The sequence below is a fragment of the Archangium primigenium genome, assembly GCF_016904885.1.
Classification (GTDB): Bacteria; Myxococcota; Myxococcia; order Myxococcales; family Myxococcaceae; genus Cystobacter; species Cystobacter primigenius.
This window is the reverse complement of sequence record NZ_JADWYI010000001.1, coordinates 1,685,546-1,704,858: the sequence shown is the minus strand read 5'-3', so window position 1 is coordinate 1,704,858 and position 19,313 is coordinate 1,685,546. Positions and strand designations below refer to the sequence as shown.

The following is a 19,313-nucleotide window of genomic DNA, read 5'->3' as shown; positions in this document are numbered from 1 at the left end:
AAGCATCCCGCGTGCCGGAGTCCCCTTCCTCGGGAAGCCCCCGGCGCGCTGTCAACGGCGTGGGCAGAGGGCCCGGCGCCGCTGTCCACGTCGTGGGCAGTCCGGCGCCGCTTCCCTCGGAGAACCGGCCCGGCACGGCCGTTGCTCCACCCGTTGGCATGACCACCGCCACCCTGCTCCTGCTCGTGCTCGGCCTCCTCGGGGCCTTCGACATCGCCTGGTTCCATACCTACAAGGGCCGCCTCGTCACCCGCCCCGAGTGCCAGCGCGAGGCATGGATCCACATCGCGAGGGGCGTCGTGTACGCGGCCCAGTTCCTGTGCGTGCCGAACCTGCGCTTCACCGGCACCGCGTACGCCGTGTGGCTCGTGCTCTTCGGCGCCGACGTGACCGTGGCCTGGCTGGACGCGCGCGAGGAGCCCCGCTCGCGCGCCGCGCAGGGCGGCCTGTCCGGCGGCGAGTACGTGATGCACCTGGTGCTGTCGGTGTGCGTCGGCGCGCTCCTGCACGCCGTGTTCTCCACCACCTGGGGAGATTGGCGGCTGCCCACGGGCGTGCTCGGCTCGGACGTACCGGGGAGCCTCCGCCTGCTCGCGGGTGGCATGGCGGTGGGCTGCCTGGCCGTGTCGGCGCTGGAGGTGCTCGTCCTCGTGGAGCGGCGCCTGGGGCCGCCCGCGCCCCTGCACGTGCGCGTGCGCTTGCCCGCCACGGTGGAGCAGGTGTGGAACCTCACCCAGGACCACCGGCTCCACCCGGACTGGGACCACCGCTTCTCGTCCATCGTGATGCTGCACGAGGACACCCAGGGCGCTTACACCGCGCCCCCGGGCACGCCGGATCCGCGCATCCAGACGGGCACGGTGATGCGGTACGAGAAAACGGTGCTCGGCGCTTCCATCCGGGGCTTTGGCCGATACAAGCTGCACCGTCCCATGCGGCAGTCCACCTTCGAGTTCTGGAGCGACCAGCCCCACTCGCTCATCGCGCGGGGCGTGGGACTGTGGCGCTACACGGCCCTGCCCGCGGGCGGCATGGAGTTCGCCACGTCGTACACCTACGAGGTGCGCTGGGGCGCGTTCGGCCGGGTGGTGGATCGCTTCGCCTTCCGGCCGCTCTTCCAGTGGTACACCGAGCAAAGCTTCGCGCGGCTCGCGCGCCGCTACTTCGGCGTGCGCCGCCCCCGGGTGCTCGGACGCGAGGGCCGCAAGCCGCGTGCCTTCCCCACCCCGCTGGAGACGGCGTGAACCCCTCCGCCACCCTCCTGCTCGCGGGCGCGTGCGTGGCGGGCGCCGTGGCCCTGCAGACGCTGCGGCTGGGACGCCGGGCCGGGCCGGGCGTGGTGCTGCTCGCGGGCTTCCTGGCGCTGTGGATGCTGGGGCTCGTCCTGCTGGAGCAGCGCACGGGGGAGCTCGCCGACCGGGTGCTGCCCCTGGGCATGCTGCTCGCGGCCGCCTTCACTCAGGCGGCCACGGACGTGGTGGGCCGTGCCCCTCGCGGACTGCTGCCGCTCGCGTGGCTCGGCTCGCTCGCCATCGCGCTGCTCGGCCTGCTCGCGCCCCGGTTGCTCTATGGGCCGGGGGCCTTGGGCGCGGGGCCCTTGTTCGCGCTGCTCGCGGGCGTGTGCACCGTGGGCACGGCGGCCATGCTGGCGTGGCTCTTCCACCTGGCGCGCGGGGCCCAGGGACGTGAGCGGCGCCGACGCCTGGCCTTGCTGGGCGCGAACGTCACCGGAGCGCTGGGCGGCGGCGGGCTCATCGGCCTGCACGTGCTCGGGGTGCGGCTCATTGGCGGGGGCGTGCTGTTCCTCGCCCTGAGCCTGTCGCTGGTGGCCTACGCGGCCTGGGCGCCCGAGGAGCCCCGGGAGCGCGAGGGCCTCATCCAGGTCGCCGTGCAGGGCGCGAGCGTCTCGGCGCTGATGGCGCTGGGCGCCGGGGCCCTGAGCCTCGCGCTCGGCACCGGGCCGCTCTGGGCCTATGCGCTCCTGGGCGCCGCCCTCGCGCTGCCGGTGGACGCCGCGCGGCAACTGCTCGGGGAGGCCGTCACGCGCCGGCTGTTCGCGCGGCCCCAGACGGTGCCCCTGCTGGTGGAGGCGGTGGAGCAGCAGACCTCGCGCGCCGAGCACGCGGAGACCCTGGCCGAGGTGGGACGGCTCGCCTCGGCGGTGGCGCACGAGATCCGCAACCCCCTGGGTGTCATCCTCGCCGAGGCGAAGCTCCTGGAGCTGTCCGGCGCGGACGCGGAGAGCGTCCAGGCCCTGCGCGAGCAGGTGGCGCGGGCCAGCCGCTTCGTGGACGACCTGCTCCAGTACAGCCGCCCCCGCCCGCTCCGGCTGGCCGAGGAGGACCTGGCGCGGGTGGTGGGCGAGGCGACGCGGCGCGCGCGCCGGGCCTTCGGCGAGGGCGCGCCCGAGGTGACGCTCGCGCTGGACGCGCTGCGCTGGGACGTAGATGGCGAGGCCCTGGGCGACGTGGTGGTGAACCTGGTGACCAACGCGCTCATCGCCGTGGAGCACCGGCCCGAGGCCCGGGTGCGGGTGAGCCAGCGGCGCGAGGAGGGGGGCGTGCGCATCGAGGTCGAGGACAACGGGCCGGGCGTGCCGGAGGCGATCCTTCCCCGGCTCTTCGAGCCCTTCGTCACCGGCCGGGGCCGGGACGCGGCGCGCCCGGGCACGGGCCTGGGGCTGGCGCTGTGCGCGAAGTGGGCGCGGCGGCAGGGTGGTACGCTCACCCATGCCCGGCCCGCCACCGGCGGCGCGCGCTTCGTGCTGTTCCTGCCCAAGCCATGACCTCCCTCGTACTGCTGGTGGATGACGACGCGGCGCTGCGCCACGCCTGGCGGCGGCTGCTCAAGGGCGTGGGCTACGAGGTGCTCGACGCCCCGGACGCCCCCACCGCGCGCCAGCTCTTCCACGCCCACCCCGTGCGACTGGTGCTGCTGGACCTGATGCTGCCCCCGGAGAACACCCCGGAGGCTGGCACGGCGCTGCTCGGGGAGTTCCTCTCCGCCCGGCCGGACACCAAGGTGGTGGTGGTGTCGGGCACGGGCGAGGCGTCGCTCGCGCTGTCCCTGGTCCAGCGCGGCGCCTACGACTTCTTCGCCAAGCCGGCCGAGCCCGAGCACCTGCTCACGGTGCTCGACCGGGCGCGGGCACGGCTCGGGCTGGAGGCGCGGGTGCGCGAGCTGGAGCAGTCGCTCGCGGCGCGGGAGGACCACCTGCTGGGCCAGGCGCCCGCGTTCCTCGAGGCCAAACAGCTCGCGGCGCGCGCGGCGGCGGCGGACATCCCCGTGCTGCTCACCGGCGCCTCGGGCACGGGCAAGGAGGTGTTCGCGCGCTTCGTGCACGCGCGCAGCCGCCGCGCGGAGCGACCCTTCGTCACGCTCAACTGCGGCGCCATCAGCCCCCACCTCCTGGAGTCCCTGCTCTTCGGCCACAAGAAGGGCGCCTTCACCGGCGCCGTGGCGGACACCAAGGGGCTGTTCGTGGAGGCCCACGGCGGCACGCTCTTCCTCGACGAGATCGGCGACCTGCAGGGCGAGCTCCAGGTGAAGCTGCTGCGCGCCACGGAGAGCGGCGAGGTGCTGCCCGTGGGCGCGTCCCGGCCCGTCCAGGTGGACGTGCGGCTCGTGTCCGCCACCCACCAGCCCCTGCCCGAGCTCGTGGCCGACAAGCGCTTTCGCGAGGACCTGTACTGGCGGCTGCGCGGCATCGAGGTGGCGCTGCCCCGGCTCGCCGAGCGGCCCGGGGACGTGGGGCTGCTCGCGCGCCACTTCCTCCACCACGCGCGCGCCCTGGTGCCCCAGGCGGCCCTGCCCACCCTCGCCCCCGCCACCGTGCGCTGCCTGGAGACCTACGAGTGGCCCGGCAACCTGCGCGAGCTGCGGCACGAGATGCAGCGCGCCCTGGTGCTCGCCGGAGGCCGCGCGGAGGTCCTCCCCGAAGACCTCTCGCCCGCGCTGCGGCGCACCCAGGCCCCGGCGGACGCGGCGTCCGGACCGCTCACGCTGGAGCAGACGATCGAGCGGCTGGAGCGCGAGGAGCTCACGCGCGCGCTCGCCGAGTGCGCGGGCAACCGCTCCCACGCGGCGGAGAAGCTGGGCCTGTCGCGCCAGGGCCTGCTCAACAAGATGGCGCGCCACGGGCTGCGCTGAGCCGTCTGCCCGGCGGGACCCGCGCGCGCGCCCCGTACACCGCCCGGCGGGCCGCCCGAGGGGAGCCCCCCTGGCATGGGGGCTGCTTCGCTCGGGGGGACGACGCCGCCAATGACGGCGGGGTGCGTGAGGCAGGTGAGGTCGTCGATGTTGACTGCGGGCAAGCGGCTGGCGGTGTTCTCCATCCGCGAGGGCAAGGGCGGGAGTGTGTGGGTGCGCGCGGGCAGCGCCTTCGTGAACAAGGACGGCTCGCTCAACGTGCTGCTGGATGTGCTGCCGCTGGACGGCAAGCTCCACGTGCGCGAGGCGGGGGAGAAGCGCGACGGGGCGCAGGCGGCGGGGGGGGGCGGGCGCTACGGCGTGGAGGGCGGAATGGACGCGCTGGCGGCGGGGGGCCACTCGTGAGGCGCTGGGTGTGGCTCGGGGTGGTGGGCCTGGGGCTGATCGGGGGCGCGGCGCACGCGGGCGAGCCCCGCGCGCGGGTGCGCTACACGGGGCAGGTGAACCTCAACGAGGCCACGGCGGCCCAGCTGGACCTCTTGCCCAGCGTGGGACAGAAGGCCGCCGAGCGCATCGTGGCCTGGCGGCAGAAGCGGCCCTTCAAGCGCGTGGACGAGCTCGTGCGGGTGAAAGGCTTTGGCCGCAAGCGCATGCTCCGGCTCAAGCCCTACCTGACGCTCCAGGGCGAGACGACGCTCCAGGCCGAGCGCGTGCCGGTGCCGGCGGCGGACCAGGGCTGAGGGCTCAGGAGCGCTCGGGCACGGGCAGCGCCGGCTGGGCGGCGCCCTCGGTCAGGGCCATGTCGGGGGTGAGCAAGAGGGGCCGCACGGGGGCGGACGCCTGGGTGCGCGCCTCGCGCAGGGCCTGGATGAGCTGCTTGCGCCCGTGGATGTAGGGCGACTCGTAGCCGGTGAGCGTGAGCAACTGCTGGCGCAGCACCTCGGCGGTGGGCGTGCGCTGCTCGCGGTCGTGGCGCAGCAGGCCCATGACGATGGCGTCCAGGGTGGGCGAGATGCCGGGCACGAAGTGCGAGGGCGGGAGGATCTCCTGCCGGGTGGAGGCCAGCATCAGCTCCGCGTCGGTGTCCCCCTGGAGCGCGCGCTGGCCGGTGAGGGCCTCGTGCAGCGTGAGGCCGAGCGCGAACAGGTCCACGCGGCCATCCAGCGCGAGCCCGTAGGCCTGCTCGGGCGCCATGTAGCCCGCCTTGCCCCGCACCTGCTGCAGTTGGGTGACGCCCACCTGGTTGGCCGCGCGCGCGATGCCGAAGTCCGACAGCTTCACCTCGCCGATGCGCGACAGGAGGATGTTGGGCGGGTTCAGGTCGCGGTGCACCAGGCCCAGCGGCTCGCCCTTGGCGCTCGAGCGGTCGTGCATGTACGCGAGCGCCGCGGCCATCTCCGCGCCGATGAAGGCCGCGGCCGCCGGGGTCAGCCGGCGCAGCGCCACGCGCTTGAGCAGCGTGCTCAGCGGCATGCCGTCCACGAACTCCAGGGTGAGGAAGACGGTGCCCTGGTGCCGGCCCAGGTCGAGCACCTGGACGATGTTGGGGTGGATGAGCAGCGAGCCCAGCTCCGCCTCGCGCTTGAACAGGGAGAGGAACTCCTCGTTGTCCGCGAACGCGGGCAGCACGCGCTTGAGCGCCACCTGCTTCTCGAAGCCGCCCTCGGGGCTGTAGGTGGCGCGGAACACCTCCGCCATGCCGCCCACGCCCAGCCGCTCCTGGAGGAAGTACTTGCCCATCACGTCCTTCTCGCGGATGGCGCGCAGCGCGTCGCCCGCCTTGGTGACGATGAGCGTGGCGAGCGTGGCGGCCAGGGGGCCGTAGGAGAAGAGGAACACGGCGCGCAGGAACACCATCGCCGGGCTCAGCGTGTCGAGCGTGTCCGGGGGCAGCCGGGGCACGGCCACCAGGAAGTAGAGCAGCAGGTACTCCACCGCCGCGAGCCCCGCGGCGAAGTACGCGAGCCCCCGTCCCGCCCGGAGCGCGCACACGACGATGAGCGTGCCCCAGGCATAGGCCGGCGGCGTGGTGAGCGCGTACACCGCGCCGTGGAAGTGCACGTCGGTGAGGAACACCACCGCCGGAATGGACACCGTGAGCGCGCTGTCCACCCACTGCATCGCCGGGTGGAAGCCCCCGCGGCCCAGCGCCCGGAGCATGAGCGTGTAGTAGATGGCCAGCACCGCGGTGAGCCCCGAGAGGCTCAGCGCCAGCTTCCAGCCGATCGCCCCGCCCAGGAACAACGCCGCCACGCACCCGAGCACCATCATCCCCCGCATGAAGCGGGCGATGGTCATCTCCCGGGGAACGACGTCCTGGGCCAGGTACTCCTGCAACAGTCCGACGGAATGCGACACGGGCATAAAGTTCCATCCTAACCGACTCCCCCCGGCACCGCCGCGCGGGGACAACCTTTGCGGTTGGTTGAACGCCCGAAGGTTGCGCCCGCCCTCCAAGCAAGGGCTGTCCGCTATAGCGGAGGCATGTCTTGACAAACGGACGGCCCCCGGGCACTTTCCCGCGTGTCCATGCCCCCCCCCCCGCGCTTGCACGGCGCGCGGGACGGCGGGCTTTCGGAACGCACCCGGCCTGTCGTGGGCATCCGAACCGAGGCGCCCAATGAAGGCACGTCATTCTCGCTGGTCCGTCTTTTCCCTGTCCGTCTGGCTCGCGGGCGCGCTGGCGCTCCCGGTGGGCTGCGCCAAGTCCAACGACGCCAAGGCCGAGGCGGTGACGCTGCTCAACGTGTCGTACGATCCCACGCGCGAGCTGTACACGGAGCTCAACGCCGCGTTCGCCCGGCGGTGGGAGGCGAAGACGGGCGTGAAGCCCATCCTCAAGCAGTCCCACGGGGGCTCGGGCAAGCAGGCGCGCGCGGTCATCGACGGCCTGGACGCGGACGTGGTGACGCTGGCGCTCGCCTACGACATCGACATGATCCACGACAAGGCGGGGCTCTTGCCGGCGGACTGGCAGACGCGCCTGCCCGAGCGCAGCACGCCGTACACGTCCACCATCGTCTTCGTGGTGCGCAAGGGCAACCCCCAGAACATCCGGGACTGGGAGGACCTGGTGCGGCCCGGCGTGTCCGTCATCACCCCCAACCCCAAGACGTCCGGGGGGGCGCGCTGGAACTACCTCGCCGCGTGGGGCCACGCCCTGCGCGCGCCCGGGGGCAGCGAGGCCAAGGCGCGCGAGTACATCGCCGCGCTGTTCAAGAACGTGCCGGTGCTGGACTCGGGGGCGCGGGGCGCCACCACCACCTTCGCCGAGCGGGGCCTCGGGGACGTGCTCATCGCCTGGGAGAACGAGGCCTTCCTGCTCAAGGACGAGGTGGGGCCGGAGCGCTTCGACATCATCGTCCCCTCGACGAGCATCCTCGCCGAGCCGCCGGTGGCGCTCGTGGATCAGAACGTGGACCGCAAGGGCACGCGCCAGGTGGCGGAGGCCTACCTCCAGTACCTCTACACCGAGGAGGCGCAGGAGATCGCCGCCCGCCACCACTACCGGCCGCGCTCGGCCCAGGCCCAGGCCAAGGTCGCGGGCCACTTCGCGCCCGTGAAGCTCTTCACCATTCAGGACGTGGTGGGCGGCTGGAAGCAGGCCCAGCAGCGGCACTTCGACGACGGCGGCTCGTTCGACCAGCTCTACGCCCCCCAGGCCCGATGAGCGCGCGTGCCACCTCCGCGTCCCGGCGCGTGCTCCCGGGCTTTGGCCTCACCCTGGGCGTGAGCTGGTTCTACCTCACGCTCATCGTGCTCTTGCCGCTCACGGCGCTCTTCCTCAAGACGTTCAGCCTCACCTGGGCGCAGTTCTGGGAGACGGTGGCCTCGCCGCGCGTGCTCGCGGCGTACCGGCTGAGCTTCAGCGCGGCGTTCTTCGCGGCGCTCGCCAACGCCGTCTTCGGCCTGCTCGTGGCGTGGGTGCTCGTGCGCTACCGCTTCCCCGGCCGGGCGCTGGTGGACGCGCTGGTGGACCTGCCCTTCGCGCTGCCCACGGCGGTGGCGGGCCTCACGCTCACCACGCTCTACGCGCGCAACGGCTGGTATGGCCGGCACCTGGAGGCCTTTGGCATCCAGGTGGCGTTCACCCCGCTGGGCATCGGCGTGGCGCTCACCTTCATCGGGCTGCCCTTCGTGGTGCGCACGGTGCAGCCGGTGCTGGAGTCGCTCGACGCGGACGTGGAGGAGGCCGCCGCGACGCTCGGCGCCTCGCCCTGGCGCACGTTCACGCACGTGCTCTTCCCGAGCGTCTTCCCCGCGCTGCTCAGCGGCTTCACGCTCGCGTTCGCGCGCGCCATCGGCGAGTACGGCTCGGTGGTGTTCATCTCCGGCAACATGCCGCTCAAGACGGAGATCGCCCCCTTGCTCATCATCACCCGGCTGGAGCAGTACGACTACGCGGGCGCCACGGCCATCGCCGGGGTGATGCTCGCCGCGTCGTTCGCGCTGCTGCTCGCCGTCAACCTGTTGCAGCGCTGGAGCCACCGTCGGCTCGAGGCGCGGCACGAGTAGGGAGGAGAGGCGCCCGCCATGCATCCGGTCACCCACGTCCCCCGCCCCGCGCCCGTGCGGCGCGCGCTCGCGAGCCCCGCCCTCGTGCGCGGGGCGCTCATCGGCGCGGCGCTGCTCTTTTTGGGCGTGTTCCTGGTGGTGCCGCTCGTGGCGGTGTTCACCTTCGCGCTGCAGAAGGGCGTGGGCACCTACCTGGCCACGCTCCAGGAGCCGGAGACGCTGGCGGCGGTGCGGCTCACGCTGCTGGCGGCGGCCATCTCCGTGCCCTTCAACCTGGTGTTCGGCCTGGCGGCCGCGTGGCTCATCGCCCACTTCCGCTTCCGGGGGCGGGACGTGCTGCTCACGCTCATCGACCTGCCCTTCAGCGTATCGCCCGTCATCGCCGGCCTCATCTTCGTGCTGCTCTTCGGGCGGCAGGGCTGGCTCGGACCGTGGCTGGCCGAGCGGGGCCTGCGGGTCATCTTCGCCGTGCCCGGCATCGTGCTGGCCACGGTGTTCGTCACCTTCCCGTTCGTGGCGCGCGAGGTGCTGCCCGTCATGCAGGCGCAAGGGCAGGACGAGGAGGAGGCGGCGCTGTCGCTCGGTGCTGGGGGCTGGCGCGTCTTCTGGCACGTGACGCTGCCCAAGGTGAAGTGGGGCGTGCTCTACGGGGTGCTCCTGTGCAACGCGCGGGCGATGGGGGAGTTCGGCGCCGTGTCCGTGGTGTCCGGCCACATCCGCGGCGTCACCAACACCCTGCCCCTGCACGCGGAGATCCTCTACAACGAGTACAACCTCGCGGGGGCCTTCGCCGTGGCGTCGCTGCTCACGGTGCTCGCGCTCGTCACCCTGGCCGTCAAGAAGTACGTCGAGTGGAGGGCCGAGGCCCCATGAGTGTCGTCGTCGAGCACCTCACCAAGCAGTTCACCCAGGGCGGCACGCCCGCCGTGTCGGACGTGTCCTTCACCGCGCCCTCGGGCGCCATCACCACGCTGCTGGGCCCCTCGGGCGCGGGCAAATCCACGCTGCTGCGCCTCATCGCCGGGCTGGAGTTGCCGGACGCGGGCCGCGTGAGCATCGCGGGCGTGGACTGCACGCACGTGCCCGTGCAGGCGCGCGGCATCGGCGTGGTGTTCCAGAGCTACGCGCTCTTCAAGCACATGACGGTGCGGCAGAACCTGGCCTTCGGGCTGGAGACGCGCAAGCTGCCCCGGCGCCAGGTGGCCGAGCGCGTGGAGGAGATGCTCCAGCTCGTGCAACTGGAGGCCCTGGGCGAGCGCTACCCGGCGCAGCTGTCCGGCGGTCAGAAGCAGCGCGTGGCCTTCGCGCGGGCGCTCGCCATCCGGCCCCGGCTCCTGCTGCTCGACGAGCCCTTCGGCGCGCTCGACAGCCGGGTGCGCCTGGAGCTGCGCGAGTGGCTGCAGTCCCTGCACGAGCGCACGGGCGTCACCACGCTGCTCGTCACGCACGATCAGGCGGAGGCGCTGGAGATCTCCCAGCACGTGGTGGTGATGAGCGAGGGCCGCGTGGCGCAGGCGGGCGCGCCCGAGGAGATCTACGACCGGCCGGCCTCGCCCTTCGTGGCGTCCTTCGTGGGCGGCACGAGCGTGCTGCGCGGCCAGGTGCACTCGGGCCGGGCCGAGGTGGGCTCGCTGGTGGTGGAGGCCCCCCAGAGCGCGCGCGAGGGCGAGAAGGTGCACGCCTTCATCCGCCCGCACGACGTGAAGATCGTCAAGCCCGCCCAGGGAGAGGAAGGGCCCACGCCCAGCCGCGTGGAGCGGCTCAAGTCCGTGGGCGGCTACGTGAAGGTGCTGCTCAAGCTGCCCACCGGGGAGGCGGTGTCCGTGGAGGTGCCCCGCGCCGAGTTCGACGACCTGGGGGTCGTCGAGGGGGACAGCGTCCACGCCGACGTGCGCCTGGCCAAGGTGTTCCTCGGCGACTACTCCATCTGACGCTCCACCGCGCCTCCGGGAGGACTTCACTCCGGAGGCGCGACCAGGAGCGGCGCGGCGCGGGAACTACTCGGCGGCCTTGAGGTCCGTGTCGCAGTTCTGCGGGGTGATGACGTAGGTGTAGATGTTGCCGGTGCCGCCGTCCCCCGTGCCCCCGTCGCCGGCGGTGCCGGGCACCACCGAGGCGTTCTTGCGGCAGTCGGACGCGGTGCCGCCGTCCTCGCACGCCGCGAAGGAGTAGGTGTCCCAGACGCCGCGGATGCCGTCGGGGAACGTCACCGTGGCGCCGTCGATCACCTTCTGGCGGTAGTCGCACTTGCCGAAGGTGGCGGCGTTGCGCACGAGGATGCCGCCCGTCACCTCGAAGCCGTAGTAGCGGGTGTCGTCCGGGTTGGACGAGACGCGCTGGAGCGCCTTGGGGCTCGCGTTGGTGATGGTGAGCGGGCCGGCGATGTGCACGCGCGAGCCGGCGTAGTCCGGGTTGGGACGCGCCGAGCCGCCCTTGGCGTCACCGAAGCCGGTGTCCACCGACACCTCGTTGTCCACGGGCGCCGTGCTGGCGACGATGTTGGTGAGCGCCATCTTCGGCTGCTGCGAGCCGTCCACGTAGTACTTGCTCGCCAGCTGCGGCCGGTAGGCGGCCACCTGCTCGAAGGGGCCCTTCACGTGGAGGAAGCCCTCGATGTCGAGCTTGTCGCCGACCTTGGCCCGGTACTGGGTGGGCGTGTCCTGGTAGAACTTGTAGACCCAGAGGCCCTGCTTGGGATTGGCGGGATCCACCAGGTAGAAGTTCGCCGACCAGTCCGCGCCGGTGCCCTGCTTCTCGTAGTCCACCGTCTGGATGACGGCGCCCACGACCTTCACCCAGGTGCCCTTGGCGGCCCGGCGCGCCTCGGTGACCGTCAGCGTGAGCGGGCCGGTCTGCGTGCCGCCGTCGCCCGTGCCGCCATCGCCCGGCGTGCCGCCGCCGTCGCCCGAGCCGCCATCGCGCGTGCCCGCGTCGGCCACCGGCTCACAAGCGCCCGTACAGTCGGGGTCCGTCGTGCCGGGAGCGGCGCCACGGTCGGTGCAGCCCACCATCAAGGAGGAGGCCAGGGTCAGGATCCCAAGGGACTTGTGCAGGAAACTCACGGAGAAACCTCCAGCGTCAGGTTGAAGCACCACTGGCGAGAGAGGTGCCGGGCTCCACCCATACCGGCGCGCTCCAGACGGTGCAAGTTGACGCCCCCATGCTCGCCGACCCTCGCGCGGAGAAGACAGACACGACATGGATTCCTGGTTTGAAAACACGCGGCCAGGACTGGGCGTACACTCGCCTGTGACGCCCAGGCCAGGGTCGCGTCCGGAGCCCGTCACATGAATGCCATTTCCCGCGAGCCCGGGTCGAGCCGCGTCCGGTGCGAGCGTCATCCGGAGCGGGCCGTGCTCGGCGCGTGCGCGCGCTGTGGCACGTTCATCTGCCAGGAGGACCGCCGCCTCGTGAATGGGGTGGACTACTGCGAGACCTGCGCCGCGCGGCCCGAGGTGGACTCCCTGGAGACGATGCGGCGCAAGTACTGGGGCCGACGCGACGGCTGGGCGTGGTTCTTCCTGCTCGGCGCCCTGGCCTGGTTCGTCTTCCTCAGACAAAGGTCCGGGACCCACGAGCCCCCCGGGTTCCCGGCGACGCTGCTGTCGCTCTCGGGCATCGTCCTGGGCCTGTGCTACTGGCTGGGCCTGCCCTTCGCGCGCTGGGGTCCGTGCCTGTTGGCGCTCGTGAACCTGGGCTTCACCGTCATCCAGCGGAACGAGGGCGGGGTGATGCTCGGGCTCGTGCCCCTGACGGTGAGCCTCACGCTCCTGGTGGACACCCGCAGCCGCCTCTTCTTCCAGCAGCCCGTGTCCGACGAGGCGCTCGGGCTGCTCTGGCGCCGACATGTCGGCAACACCCTGGCGCGCACGGGCTTCTGGCTGTCGCTGGTGGGGGTGCTCGTCGTGCCCGTGGCCCCCTTCGCGCTCGTGTTCTCGCTCCTCGCCCTGGCGCGGGTGTCACCCACGGCCGTGCCCCCCATCGGAGGCCGGAACAAGGCCATCGCCGGCATCGTGTGCTCCGCGGGCTCGCTGCTCGCGTGGACGCTCCTGCTCGGGCTCCGGGACTAGCCCGGGCCCGCGGGCCGGTACTCGTGGATCCACACGCGCTCCAGGCCCCAGGTGAAGAGCACCGTGTGGCCCGACAGGCGCACGAAGTCCCCGTCCTCGATGGGGTGGAGCACCGTGAGCACCCGCGTGCCGGGCGCGCACGTGCGCAGGCGCGCCACGAGCCGCGCCTTCGTCTGGGGCGTGAGCGCCAACCAGTTCAGGAAGACGTGGGTGGCGTCCGTCACGTCCGCCTGGGCCGCGTCCCCCTCCACCAGCGAGATGCCCACGGGCGCGAGCCACGGCGCCATGCGCGTGACGTGCTCGGCGAGCAGCTCCACGCCCCGCGCCCGCGCCCCGAGCCAGCGCGCCGCGAGCAGCACCCGCCCCCGCCCCGCTCCCAGGTCCACCACCACGCTCGCCCGCCCCACCCCGGCGCGCCGGAACACCCAGAGCGCCGACAGCAGGGGCGTCTCTCCGTAGATGAGCTCGCGCATGCGCTGGCCCGTGGCCTGGAGCGCGCGCACCACCTCGAAGGAGCGCCGGGCCCGGTAGGGCGAGCGCAGGCGCTCGGCGAGCCACAGCCCCACGTAGGGCCGCGCCAGCACGGGCCGGCCCAGCAGCAGGAGCGCGTCCGTCAGCCGGGTGACGAGCCCCAGCACCAGCGCCCACAGCTGCACCACCAGCCGCGCGGGCCACGGCAGGTCGTACGCCGCCAGGTCCTCCTCGTCCTCCGCTCGGCCCATGCATCGTCCCCTGGCGCTGGCGCTCCACCCGTGGCATGCCGGGCGCGCGGGCAAGGCTAAAAAAGTAGGGAACTCAACGATCCATTGTTCCGTCCTCGTCGCAAACCTATGCGCCGACGGCTCTCGCCCGCCAATTCGATGCCTTTTCAGCAGGTGGTTTCTGGACCCACCCACCGTCCAGATTCTAGACACGCGACAGCGAAACGGAATTCAGGGGACACTGTAGAAATGAAGCCACTCGAAGACATGAGCGAAACTTCCGACCTGAATAAGGACAAGAAGGCGCCGCTGGGCGAGGTGCTGGAGTTCATGCGCCTGCTCTGGGCGGTGGACCATGGACTGCAGTCCACGTCCAAGCGCATGGAGTCCACCCTCGGCCTGACGGGGCCCCAACGGTTGGTGCTGCGACTGGTGGGCCGCTTCCCGGGCATCACGGCCGGTCGGCTCGCGGGCATCATGCACGTGCACCCGAGCACCCTCACCGGCGTGCTCAAGCGCATGGAGAAGCGCGGCCTGCTCGAGCGCAAGTCGGATCCGCTCGATGGGCGCAAGGCGCTCTTCGCCCTGACGGACCAGGGCCGGAGCATGGACGTGCCGGCGGGCGGCACGGTGGAGTCGGCCGTGGAGCGGGTGCTCACGCGTCTGGCGCGCCCGCAGTTGCAGGCCGCCCAGGAGGCCCTCACCGCGCTGGCCGAGGAGCTGGGCGCCGCGGACGCGACGACCGAGTACGCCCAGGCCACCGCCAGCCTGGGCAAGGACGAGGCGGCCAAGGACGAGCACGGGGCGGACGGCACGCCGCGCTGAACACCGCGAGCATCCAGCGGCGGACACGCGCGAGCGCCGCCCGCCCGCTTGGAGAACGGGAAGACACGTCACGGCCCTGGTCCTGCTAGAGATCGGGAAATAGGCGCCCCCGTCGGGGGTTGCCACGCGACCGAGCGGACGTGACAGCGTGAACCTAGACTCCCAGACCCCAGGTCCCGAGCTTCCTCCCCCGTCGCCTCCCGCGCCGTCCCCGGCCGAGCCCCGACCTCCCCCCCGGACCCGGGCGGTGGAGCGACTGCTCGGCGCGGTGCGCGCGCGACAGCGCCGTCAATTGTGGCTGCGCGGCGCGCTCCTGGGCGTGGGGCTCGGGCTGGTGCTCGTCGTGGCGGGGGGCTACGCGGGCCTCGTGTCGCCCGTGGCGGGCCGCTGGTTGATGATGCTCGCGCCGGTGGCGGGCGCGCTGCTGGCCGTGGCCTTCGGCGTGGGCCTGTCGCTGCGCACCGTGGGGGATGACGCGCGCACGGCGCGGCTCATCGGCGAGCGGCACCCCGCGCTGTCCCTGGACGTGCTCGCCGCGGTGGAGCTGGCGCGCGAGGCCCCGCGCGAGGCGCACGACGGCCACTCCCAGGCCCTGACGGACGCCTTCCTGCGGCAGATGGACGCGCGCGCCGAGCGCGTGGACGTGGCCTCGGTGGTGGATGCCCGGCACCTCAAGCGCACGGCGGCCGGACTGGGCGGCGGGGTGCTCGTGCTCGGCGTGCTGCTCGCGCTCACGGGCGCGCGCTGGCGCGTGGGCTTCGCCCAGGCGCTCGAGTCACTCGACCCCACCGCCCAGGCCGAGGTGCGCGAGCCCATCACCGGCGACGTCGAGCTGACGTACCGCTACCCGGCCTACACGGGCCTGGCCCCGCGCACCGTGCCGGGCACCAACGGCGAGGTGAGCGCGCCGGCCGGCACCGAGGTGCAGCTCAAGACGCGCTCGGACCGCGAGGTGGAGCGCGCGGAGATCGTCGTCAATGGCGAGACGCTGCCGCTCGTCGTCACCGGCCGGCGCGAGCTGACGGGCTCCTTCGTGGCCAAGAAGTCCGGCGGCTACCACTTCGTCTTCTACGGCGGCGCGCGCACCGTGCTCGCCACCGGGCCGGACCTGCCGCTCAACGTGGAGAAGGACGCCGCGCCCCAGGTGCAGCTGCTCACCCCCGCCGCCGAGCTGGAGGTGGACCCGGGCCAGCAGGTGACGCTCAAGTACGAGGCCAGCGACGACTACGGCCTGTCCGCCCTCGCGCTCGTCTACCGGATGCCCGGCGCCAAGGAAGAGGCGCGCATCGCCCTGCCCCGGCAGGACGGCCGGCGCGACAAGGGCACCCACACGTGGAACCTGGACGCGCTCAAGGTCCAGCCGGGCGACCGCATCTCCTATTACATCGAGGCCCGGGACAACGACGCCGTGGAGGGGCCCAAGCGGGGCGTGAGCCGCACCCAGGTCCTGCGCATCTACAGCGCCGCCGAGCACCTGCGCGCCGCGCTGCAGAAGGCCGAGGCCCTCTGGGGCCGCATGGTGGACCACCTCGCCGACCGGCTCGAGGGGCCGGACCGGGACAAGACCAAGGACGCCCAGAAGGTGACCAGCGCCCAGGCCGTGGACACCAGCGGCCTCGCGCTCGTGACCGACCTGCGCGCGCTCGTCCAGGAGCTGCGCCGCGAGCGCGACACGCCCGTGGAGCTCGTCACCGCCCTGGCCAACATCTCCGACAAGCTGGGCCAGCGCGTGCGCGCCACCTCCGACTTCCGCCGCGTCTACCTGCGCACCCAGCTGCGCCAGACCGGCAACGACTTCGGCACCGGCGCGCGCCTGAGCGCGCTCGTCACCGAGGAGATCGACGAGCTGGAAAAGGACGTGCTCTACCTGGAGTCGCTCCTGGACCGGCAGAAGCTCGAGGCCCTGCAGGAGCTGGCCAAGCAGCTGGCCAACGAGCGGCGCGAGCTCTCGCGCCTCATCGAGGACTACAAGGCCCGCCCCGACGAGCAGACGCGCGAGCAGGTGATGCAGCAGATCCAGGAGATGCGCGCGCGCATCGACGAGCTGATGCAGCGCATGGCCGAGCTGCGCCAGGGCATCCGCGACGAGCACCTCAACGCCGAGGCGCTCCAGGACATGATGAAGGACCAGGACATGTCCAGCGCCCTGGATGACGTGGAGCGCCTCATGCGCGAGGGCAAGGCGGACGAGGCCCTGGCCAAGCTGCAGGAGCTGTCCATGCAGATGGACGACATGCTCAACGGCCTCAACGACGCCCAGGAGGAGTTCGGCGGCGAGCAGTACCCGGAGCTGGCGCAGAAGTTCGGCCAGTTCATGGGCGAGCTGGAGAAGACGGCCCAGGAGCAGAAGCGCGTGGCGGACGCCACCCAGGCCATCCGCGACCAGGCGCGCAAGCAGAACAAGGATCGGCTCAGCGAGCGCGGCCAGGCCATGAAGGAAGAGCTGCAGCGCACGCTCGAGCAGGTGCGCGAGAACTACCAGGCGCTGCGCGAGGACCAGCTCAGCAGCCGCGCCTCGCGCCCGCTGGAGGAGGCCCAGGCGGAGCTGGACAACGCGCGCAACGCGCTCAACGTGGACGACTTCGACCTGGCGGCCGAGGCCACCCAGCGCGCCTCCGAGGCGGCCCAGGAGCTGGCCAGCTACGGCGAGCAGCAGCGCGCCCTGGACGAGATGTACGGCAACCCGCCCCAGGTGCGCCGCCAGTCCGCCAAGCTCGCCGAGCAGCTCGCGGACGACGCGCGCAAGGTGGAGGACGCCAACCGCAAGCTCCAATCGCTCTTCCCGCCTCCCGGCTCGCAGCTCAGCCCCGAGGACAAGCAGCGCCTGCAGCAGCTCGCCGGCGAGCAGGAGGGCCTGGAGCAGCAGGCCAAGGGCCTGCGCCAGCAGATGCAGGAGATGGAGCAGATGGCGCCCCTGTTCGGTCAGGAGGCCGGCGAGCAGATGGAGGAGATCGGCCGGCGCATGGGCGAGGCCGCCCAGCGCATGCAGGGCAAGGACGCCAACCGCGGCCACGGCGAGCAGCAGGCGGCGCTCGAGGGGCTGCGGCAGTTCCAGCAGCAGATGAAGGAGAGCCAGCGCGGCAAGGGCAAGGGCAAGGGCCTGCCGCTGCCCATGGGCATGGGCCGCGGCCAGGGCAACGGCCAGGACCCGCGCGACAAGGTGGAGATCCCCGACGAGGAGGCCTACCAGGCGCCCAAGGAGTTCCGGAAGGACCTGCTCGACGCCATGAAGGAAGGCACGCCGGAGAAGTACCGGGATCAGGTGAAGCGCTACTACGAGGAGTTGGTGAAGTGATGACGTCCCCCGCGAGAGTCCTCCTCGCCCTCGCGCTCGTGTTGGCCCCGAGCGCGTGGGCCGAGCTGTCCAAGACCGAGGTGAAGGAGCGGCTGGCCCGCACCGAGGCCGCCCTGGACGGCTGGGACGTGGCCGCGGCGCGGCAGGAGCTGCAGTCGCTCGAGGGCCAGGTGCCCGACGACATCGAGCCGCTCAAGTACTACCAGGGCCGGGTGGCCTTCGAGGAAGGTCAGTACCCCCAGGCGGTGGAGCTGCTCGAGGCCGCGCGCATCGAGGACAAGCCGGGCAGCTACCTGCGCCTGGCCAAGGACACGCGCGGCATCGTCAAGGATCACGCCCAGGCGGAGAGCGAGCACTTCGTCTTCTACTACCCCAAGGGCAAGGACGAGGTGCTCGTGCCCTATGCCCTGGAGACGCTCGAGTCCATCCACCGCGCGCTCGCCGCGGACCTGGGCTACAGCCCGCCGGGCAAGGTGCGCGTGGAGGTGGTCAACAACGCGCGCGAGCTGTCCAAGGTGAGCACCCTCACCTACCAGCAGATTCAAACCACCGGCACCATCGCCATCTGCAAGTTCAACAAGCTCATGGTGACGAGCCCCAAGGCCGTGGCGCGCGGCTACGACTGGCAGGACACGCTCGCGCACGAGTACATCCACCTGGTCGTCAGCAAGATGAGCCACAACACCGTGCCCATCTGGCTGCACGAGGGCCTGGCCAAGTACCTGGAGTCGCGCTGGCGCGGCAAGCCGGGCCTGGCCATGACGCCCTCCACGCTGGCCCTGCTCGGGCGGCGGGTGAAGCAGGACAAGCTCATCCCCTTCGAGAAGATGCACCCCTCCATCGCCATGCTGCCCACGGCCGAGGACGCCGCCACCGCCTTCGCCGAGGTCTACTTCGCCATCGACTACGTCTACACCACCCGCGGCACCCAGGGCCTGCGCGACATCATCCTCGGGCTGCGCGATGGCAAGACGGACAAGAAGGCCGTGGAGGGCGCCACCGCGCTGAGCTTCCCCCAGTTCGAGAAGAACTGGCTCGCCCACGTCAAGCAGCAGCCCTTCCCCCAGGAGCTCCTGCCGCCCGAGGAAGTGGTGCTCAAGGAGAACGCCCAGAAGCCCGACGAGAAGAAGAAGGGCCGGGAAATCTCCTTCGGGGACTTCGCCGAGGTGAGCGAGGTGCCCGCGCGCAAGTTCGCCCACCTGGGCGAGCTCATGCGCGAGCGCAACCGCACCCGCGCCGCCGCCGAGGAGTACGCCAAGGCGCACAAGCTCGTGGGCGACAAGTACGAGTCCGTGTCCAACAAGTACGCGCTCGCGCTCCTGGAGCTCAAGCGCCTGGACGAGGCCGAGCGGGTGCTGCGCGGCTCGTTGCGCATGCACCCGGGCTCGCCGAGCACCAACGTGCACCTGGGCCGCATCCTCCTGCACCGCAAGGACTACCCCAAGGCGAAGCAGGCCTACCTGGAGGCGCTCGCCGCGGACCCGTTCGATCCGGAGATCCACCTGGCGCTCACCCGCATCCACGGCTCGCTCGGGGAGACGGCGCTCGTGGCCCGCGCCAAGACGGCGAGCGCGAAGCTCACCGGCCTCAAGCCCGAGGACGTGGAGCGGGTGGCGCGCGACTTCCTGAGCGAGGACGCGCAGCTCGTGGGCGAGGGCACCCTGCCCGCCGAGCAGGAGGACGCCGCGGGCAAGCCCCCCGCCGCCGCCGCCCCGAAGCGCACCGACGGCGGACCCTGAACCCCGGTCGGGGCCCCTG

The 19,313-nt window shown here is 72.3% G+C and carries 16 protein-coding genes; 13 read left to right on the top strand and 3 right to left on the bottom strand.

All coding sequences use genetic code 11. From position 1 onward, the window contains the following. Positions 1-158: 158 nt before the first annotated feature. The 5 genes from I3V78_RS07325 (at position 159) to I3V78_RS07305 (ending at position 4,889) form a co-directional block, all read left to right on the top strand. Positions 159-1,244, top strand: a complete 1,086-nt coding sequence (locus I3V78_RS07325) for an SRPBCC family protein (RefSeq protein ID WP_204485594.1) — start codon at positions 159-161, stop codon at positions 1,242-1,244. Then, complete coding sequence (locus tag I3V78_RS07320) at positions 1,241-2,785, top strand: sensor histidine kinase (protein WP_338023485.1); 1,545 nt, start codon at positions 1,241-1,243, stop codon at positions 2,783-2,785. The genes I3V78_RS07325 and I3V78_RS07320 overlap by 4 nt, the downstream gene beginning before the upstream one ends. After that, entirely contained in the window at positions 2,782-4,149 is a 1,368-nt protein-coding gene (locus tag I3V78_RS07315; protein ID WP_204485593.1) for a sigma-54-dependent transcriptional regulator, read from the top strand. The genes I3V78_RS07320 and I3V78_RS07315 overlap by 4 nt, the downstream gene beginning before the upstream one ends. 147 nt (positions 4,150-4,296) lie before the next feature. Further along, on the top strand, positions 4,297-4,554 hold the full coding sequence (locus I3V78_RS07310) for a hypothetical protein (protein WP_204485592.1): 258 nt from the start codon (positions 4,297-4,299) through the stop codon (positions 4,552-4,554). Continuing rightward, positions 4,551-4,889, top strand: a complete 339-nt coding sequence (locus I3V78_RS07305; RefSeq protein ID WP_338023484.1) for a ComEA family DNA-binding protein — start codon at positions 4,551-4,553, stop codon at positions 4,887-4,889. Before I3V78_RS07310 ends, I3V78_RS07305 begins: the two co-directional genes overlap by 4 nt. A 4-nt stretch (positions 4,890-4,893) precedes the next feature. Here the strand turns inward: I3V78_RS07305 and I3V78_RS07300 are convergent, their stop codons facing one another. Further along, on the bottom strand, positions 4,894-6,513 hold the full coding sequence (locus tag I3V78_RS07300) for a serine/threonine-protein kinase (protein WP_204485591.1): 1,620 nt from the start codon (positions 6,511-6,513) through the stop codon (positions 4,894-4,896). 256 nt (positions 6,514-6,769) lie between these two features. On the opposite strand from I3V78_RS07300, the gene I3V78_RS07295 reads away from it, so the two are divergent. From I3V78_RS07295 to I3V78_RS07280, 4 genes are read left to right on the top strand one after another with little or no spacing between them, the layout of a single operon-like run. Then, complete coding sequence (locus I3V78_RS07295; protein WP_204485590.1) at positions 6,770-7,819, top strand: sulfate ABC transporter substrate-binding protein; 1,050 nt, start codon at positions 6,770-6,772, stop codon at positions 7,817-7,819. Beyond that, on the top strand, positions 7,816-8,664 hold the full coding sequence (cysT, locus tag I3V78_RS07290; RefSeq protein WP_204485589.1) for a sulfate ABC transporter permease subunit CysT: 849 nt from the start codon (positions 7,816-7,818) through the stop codon (positions 8,662-8,664). The genes I3V78_RS07295 and cysT overlap by 4 nt, the downstream gene beginning before the upstream one ends. A gap of 18 nt (positions 8,665-8,682) precedes the next feature. Next, the gene (gene cysW / locus I3V78_RS07285) at positions 8,683-9,537 is read left to right on the top strand and encodes a sulfate ABC transporter permease subunit CysW (protein ID WP_204485588.1); all 855 of its coding nucleotides are present in this window, start codon (positions 8,683-8,685) and stop codon (positions 9,535-9,537) included. Then, a complete protein-coding gene (locus I3V78_RS07280) occupies positions 9,534-10,595 on the top strand; it encodes a sulfate/molybdate ABC transporter ATP-binding protein (protein WP_204485587.1) in 1,062 nt (353 codons plus the stop codon). The genes cysW and I3V78_RS07280 overlap by 4 nt, the downstream gene beginning before the upstream one ends. 66 nt (positions 10,596-10,661) lie before the next feature. On the opposite strand, the gene I3V78_RS07275 is transcribed toward I3V78_RS07280, so the two are convergent. Continuing rightward, complete coding sequence (locus I3V78_RS07275) at positions 10,662-11,726, bottom strand: hypothetical protein (protein ID WP_204485586.1); 1,065 nt, start codon at positions 11,724-11,726, stop codon at positions 10,662-10,664. Positions 11,727-11,951: 225 nt separating this feature from the next. Here I3V78_RS07275 and I3V78_RS07270 point away from each other — a divergent pair, with 225 nt between their 5' ends. Beyond that, positions 11,952-12,734, top strand: a complete 783-nt coding sequence (locus tag I3V78_RS07270) for a hypothetical protein (protein WP_204485585.1) — start codon at positions 11,952-11,954, stop codon at positions 12,732-12,734. Here the strand turns inward: I3V78_RS07270 and I3V78_RS07265 are convergent. Further along, positions 12,731-13,456: a class I SAM-dependent methyltransferase gene (locus tag I3V78_RS07265; protein WP_239576334.1), complete on the bottom strand. Its 726-nt coding sequence runs from the start codon at positions 13,454-13,456 to the stop codon at positions 12,731-12,733. The two genes, I3V78_RS07270 and I3V78_RS07265, sit on opposite strands and share 4 nt — an antisense overlap. A 246-nt stretch (positions 13,457-13,702) precedes the next feature. Here I3V78_RS07265 and I3V78_RS07260 point away from each other — a divergent pair, with 246 nt between their 5' ends. From I3V78_RS07260 to I3V78_RS07250, 3 genes are all read left to right on the top strand, one after another. Beyond that, positions 13,703-14,260 carry a MarR family winged helix-turn-helix transcriptional regulator gene (locus I3V78_RS07260; RefSeq protein ID WP_239576333.1) on the top strand — a complete coding sequence of 186 codons (558 nt, stop codon included), beginning with the start codon at positions 13,703-13,705 and terminating at the stop codon, positions 14,258-14,260. Between the two features lie 148 nt (positions 14,261-14,408). After that, positions 14,409-17,555 (top strand): DUF4175 family protein, encoded by a 3,147-nt coding sequence (locus tag I3V78_RS07255; RefSeq protein WP_204485583.1) that lies wholly within the window; start codon positions 14,409-14,411, stop codon positions 17,553-17,555. Then, complete coding sequence (locus I3V78_RS07250) at positions 17,555-19,294, top strand: peptidase MA family metallohydrolase (protein ID WP_204485582.1); 1,740 nt, start codon at positions 17,555-17,557, stop codon at positions 19,292-19,294. The genes I3V78_RS07255 and I3V78_RS07250 overlap by 1 nt, the downstream gene beginning before the upstream one ends. Positions 19,295-19,313 lie beyond the last annotated feature (19 nt).

Excerpts from the sequence above, each read along its gene's own strand:
- I3V78_RS07265 (WP_239576334.1), bottom strand. The coding sequence starts at position 13,456 with ATGGGCCGAGCGGAGGACGAGGAGGACCTGGCGGCGTACGACCTGCCG.
- I3V78_RS07260 (WP_239576333.1), top strand. The coding sequence starts at position 13,703 with ATGAGCGAAACTTCCGACCTGAATAAGGACAAGAAGGCGCCGCTGGGC.
- I3V78_RS07280 (WP_204485587.1), top strand. The coding sequence starts at position 9,534 with ATGAGTGTCGTCGTCGAGCACCTCACCAAGCAGTTCACCCAGGGCGGC.
- I3V78_RS07270 (WP_204485585.1), top strand. The coding sequence starts at position 11,952 with ATGAATGCCATTTCCCGCGAGCCCGGGTCGAGCCGCGTCCGGTGCGAG.
- I3V78_RS07295 (WP_204485590.1), top strand. The coding sequence starts at position 6,770 with ATGAAGGCACGTCATTCTCGCTGGTCCGTCTTTTCCCTGTCCGTCTGG.
- I3V78_RS07250 (WP_204485582.1), top strand. The coding sequence starts at position 17,555 with ATGACGTCCCCCGCGAGAGTCCTCCTCGCCCTCGCGCTCGTGTTGGCC.
- I3V78_RS07315 (WP_204485593.1), top strand. The coding sequence starts at position 2,782 with ATGACCTCCCTCGTACTGCTGGTGGATGACGACGCGGCGCTGCGCCAC.
- I3V78_RS07310 (WP_204485592.1), top strand. The coding sequence starts at position 4,297 with ATGTTGACTGCGGGCAAGCGGCTGGCGGTGTTCTCCATCCGCGAGGGC.
- cysT (WP_204485589.1), top strand. The coding sequence starts at position 7,816 with ATGAGCGCGCGTGCCACCTCCGCGTCCCGGCGCGTGCTCCCGGGCTTT.
- I3V78_RS07300 (WP_204485591.1), bottom strand. The coding sequence starts at position 6,513 with ATGCCCGTGTCGCATTCCGTCGGACTGTTGCAGGAGTACCTGGCCCAG.
- I3V78_RS07325 (WP_204485594.1), top strand. The coding sequence starts at position 159 with ATGACCACCGCCACCCTGCTCCTGCTCGTGCTCGGCCTCCTCGGGGCC.
- cysW (WP_204485588.1), top strand. The coding sequence starts at position 8,683 with ATGCATCCGGTCACCCACGTCCCCCGCCCCGCGCCCGTGCGGCGCGCG.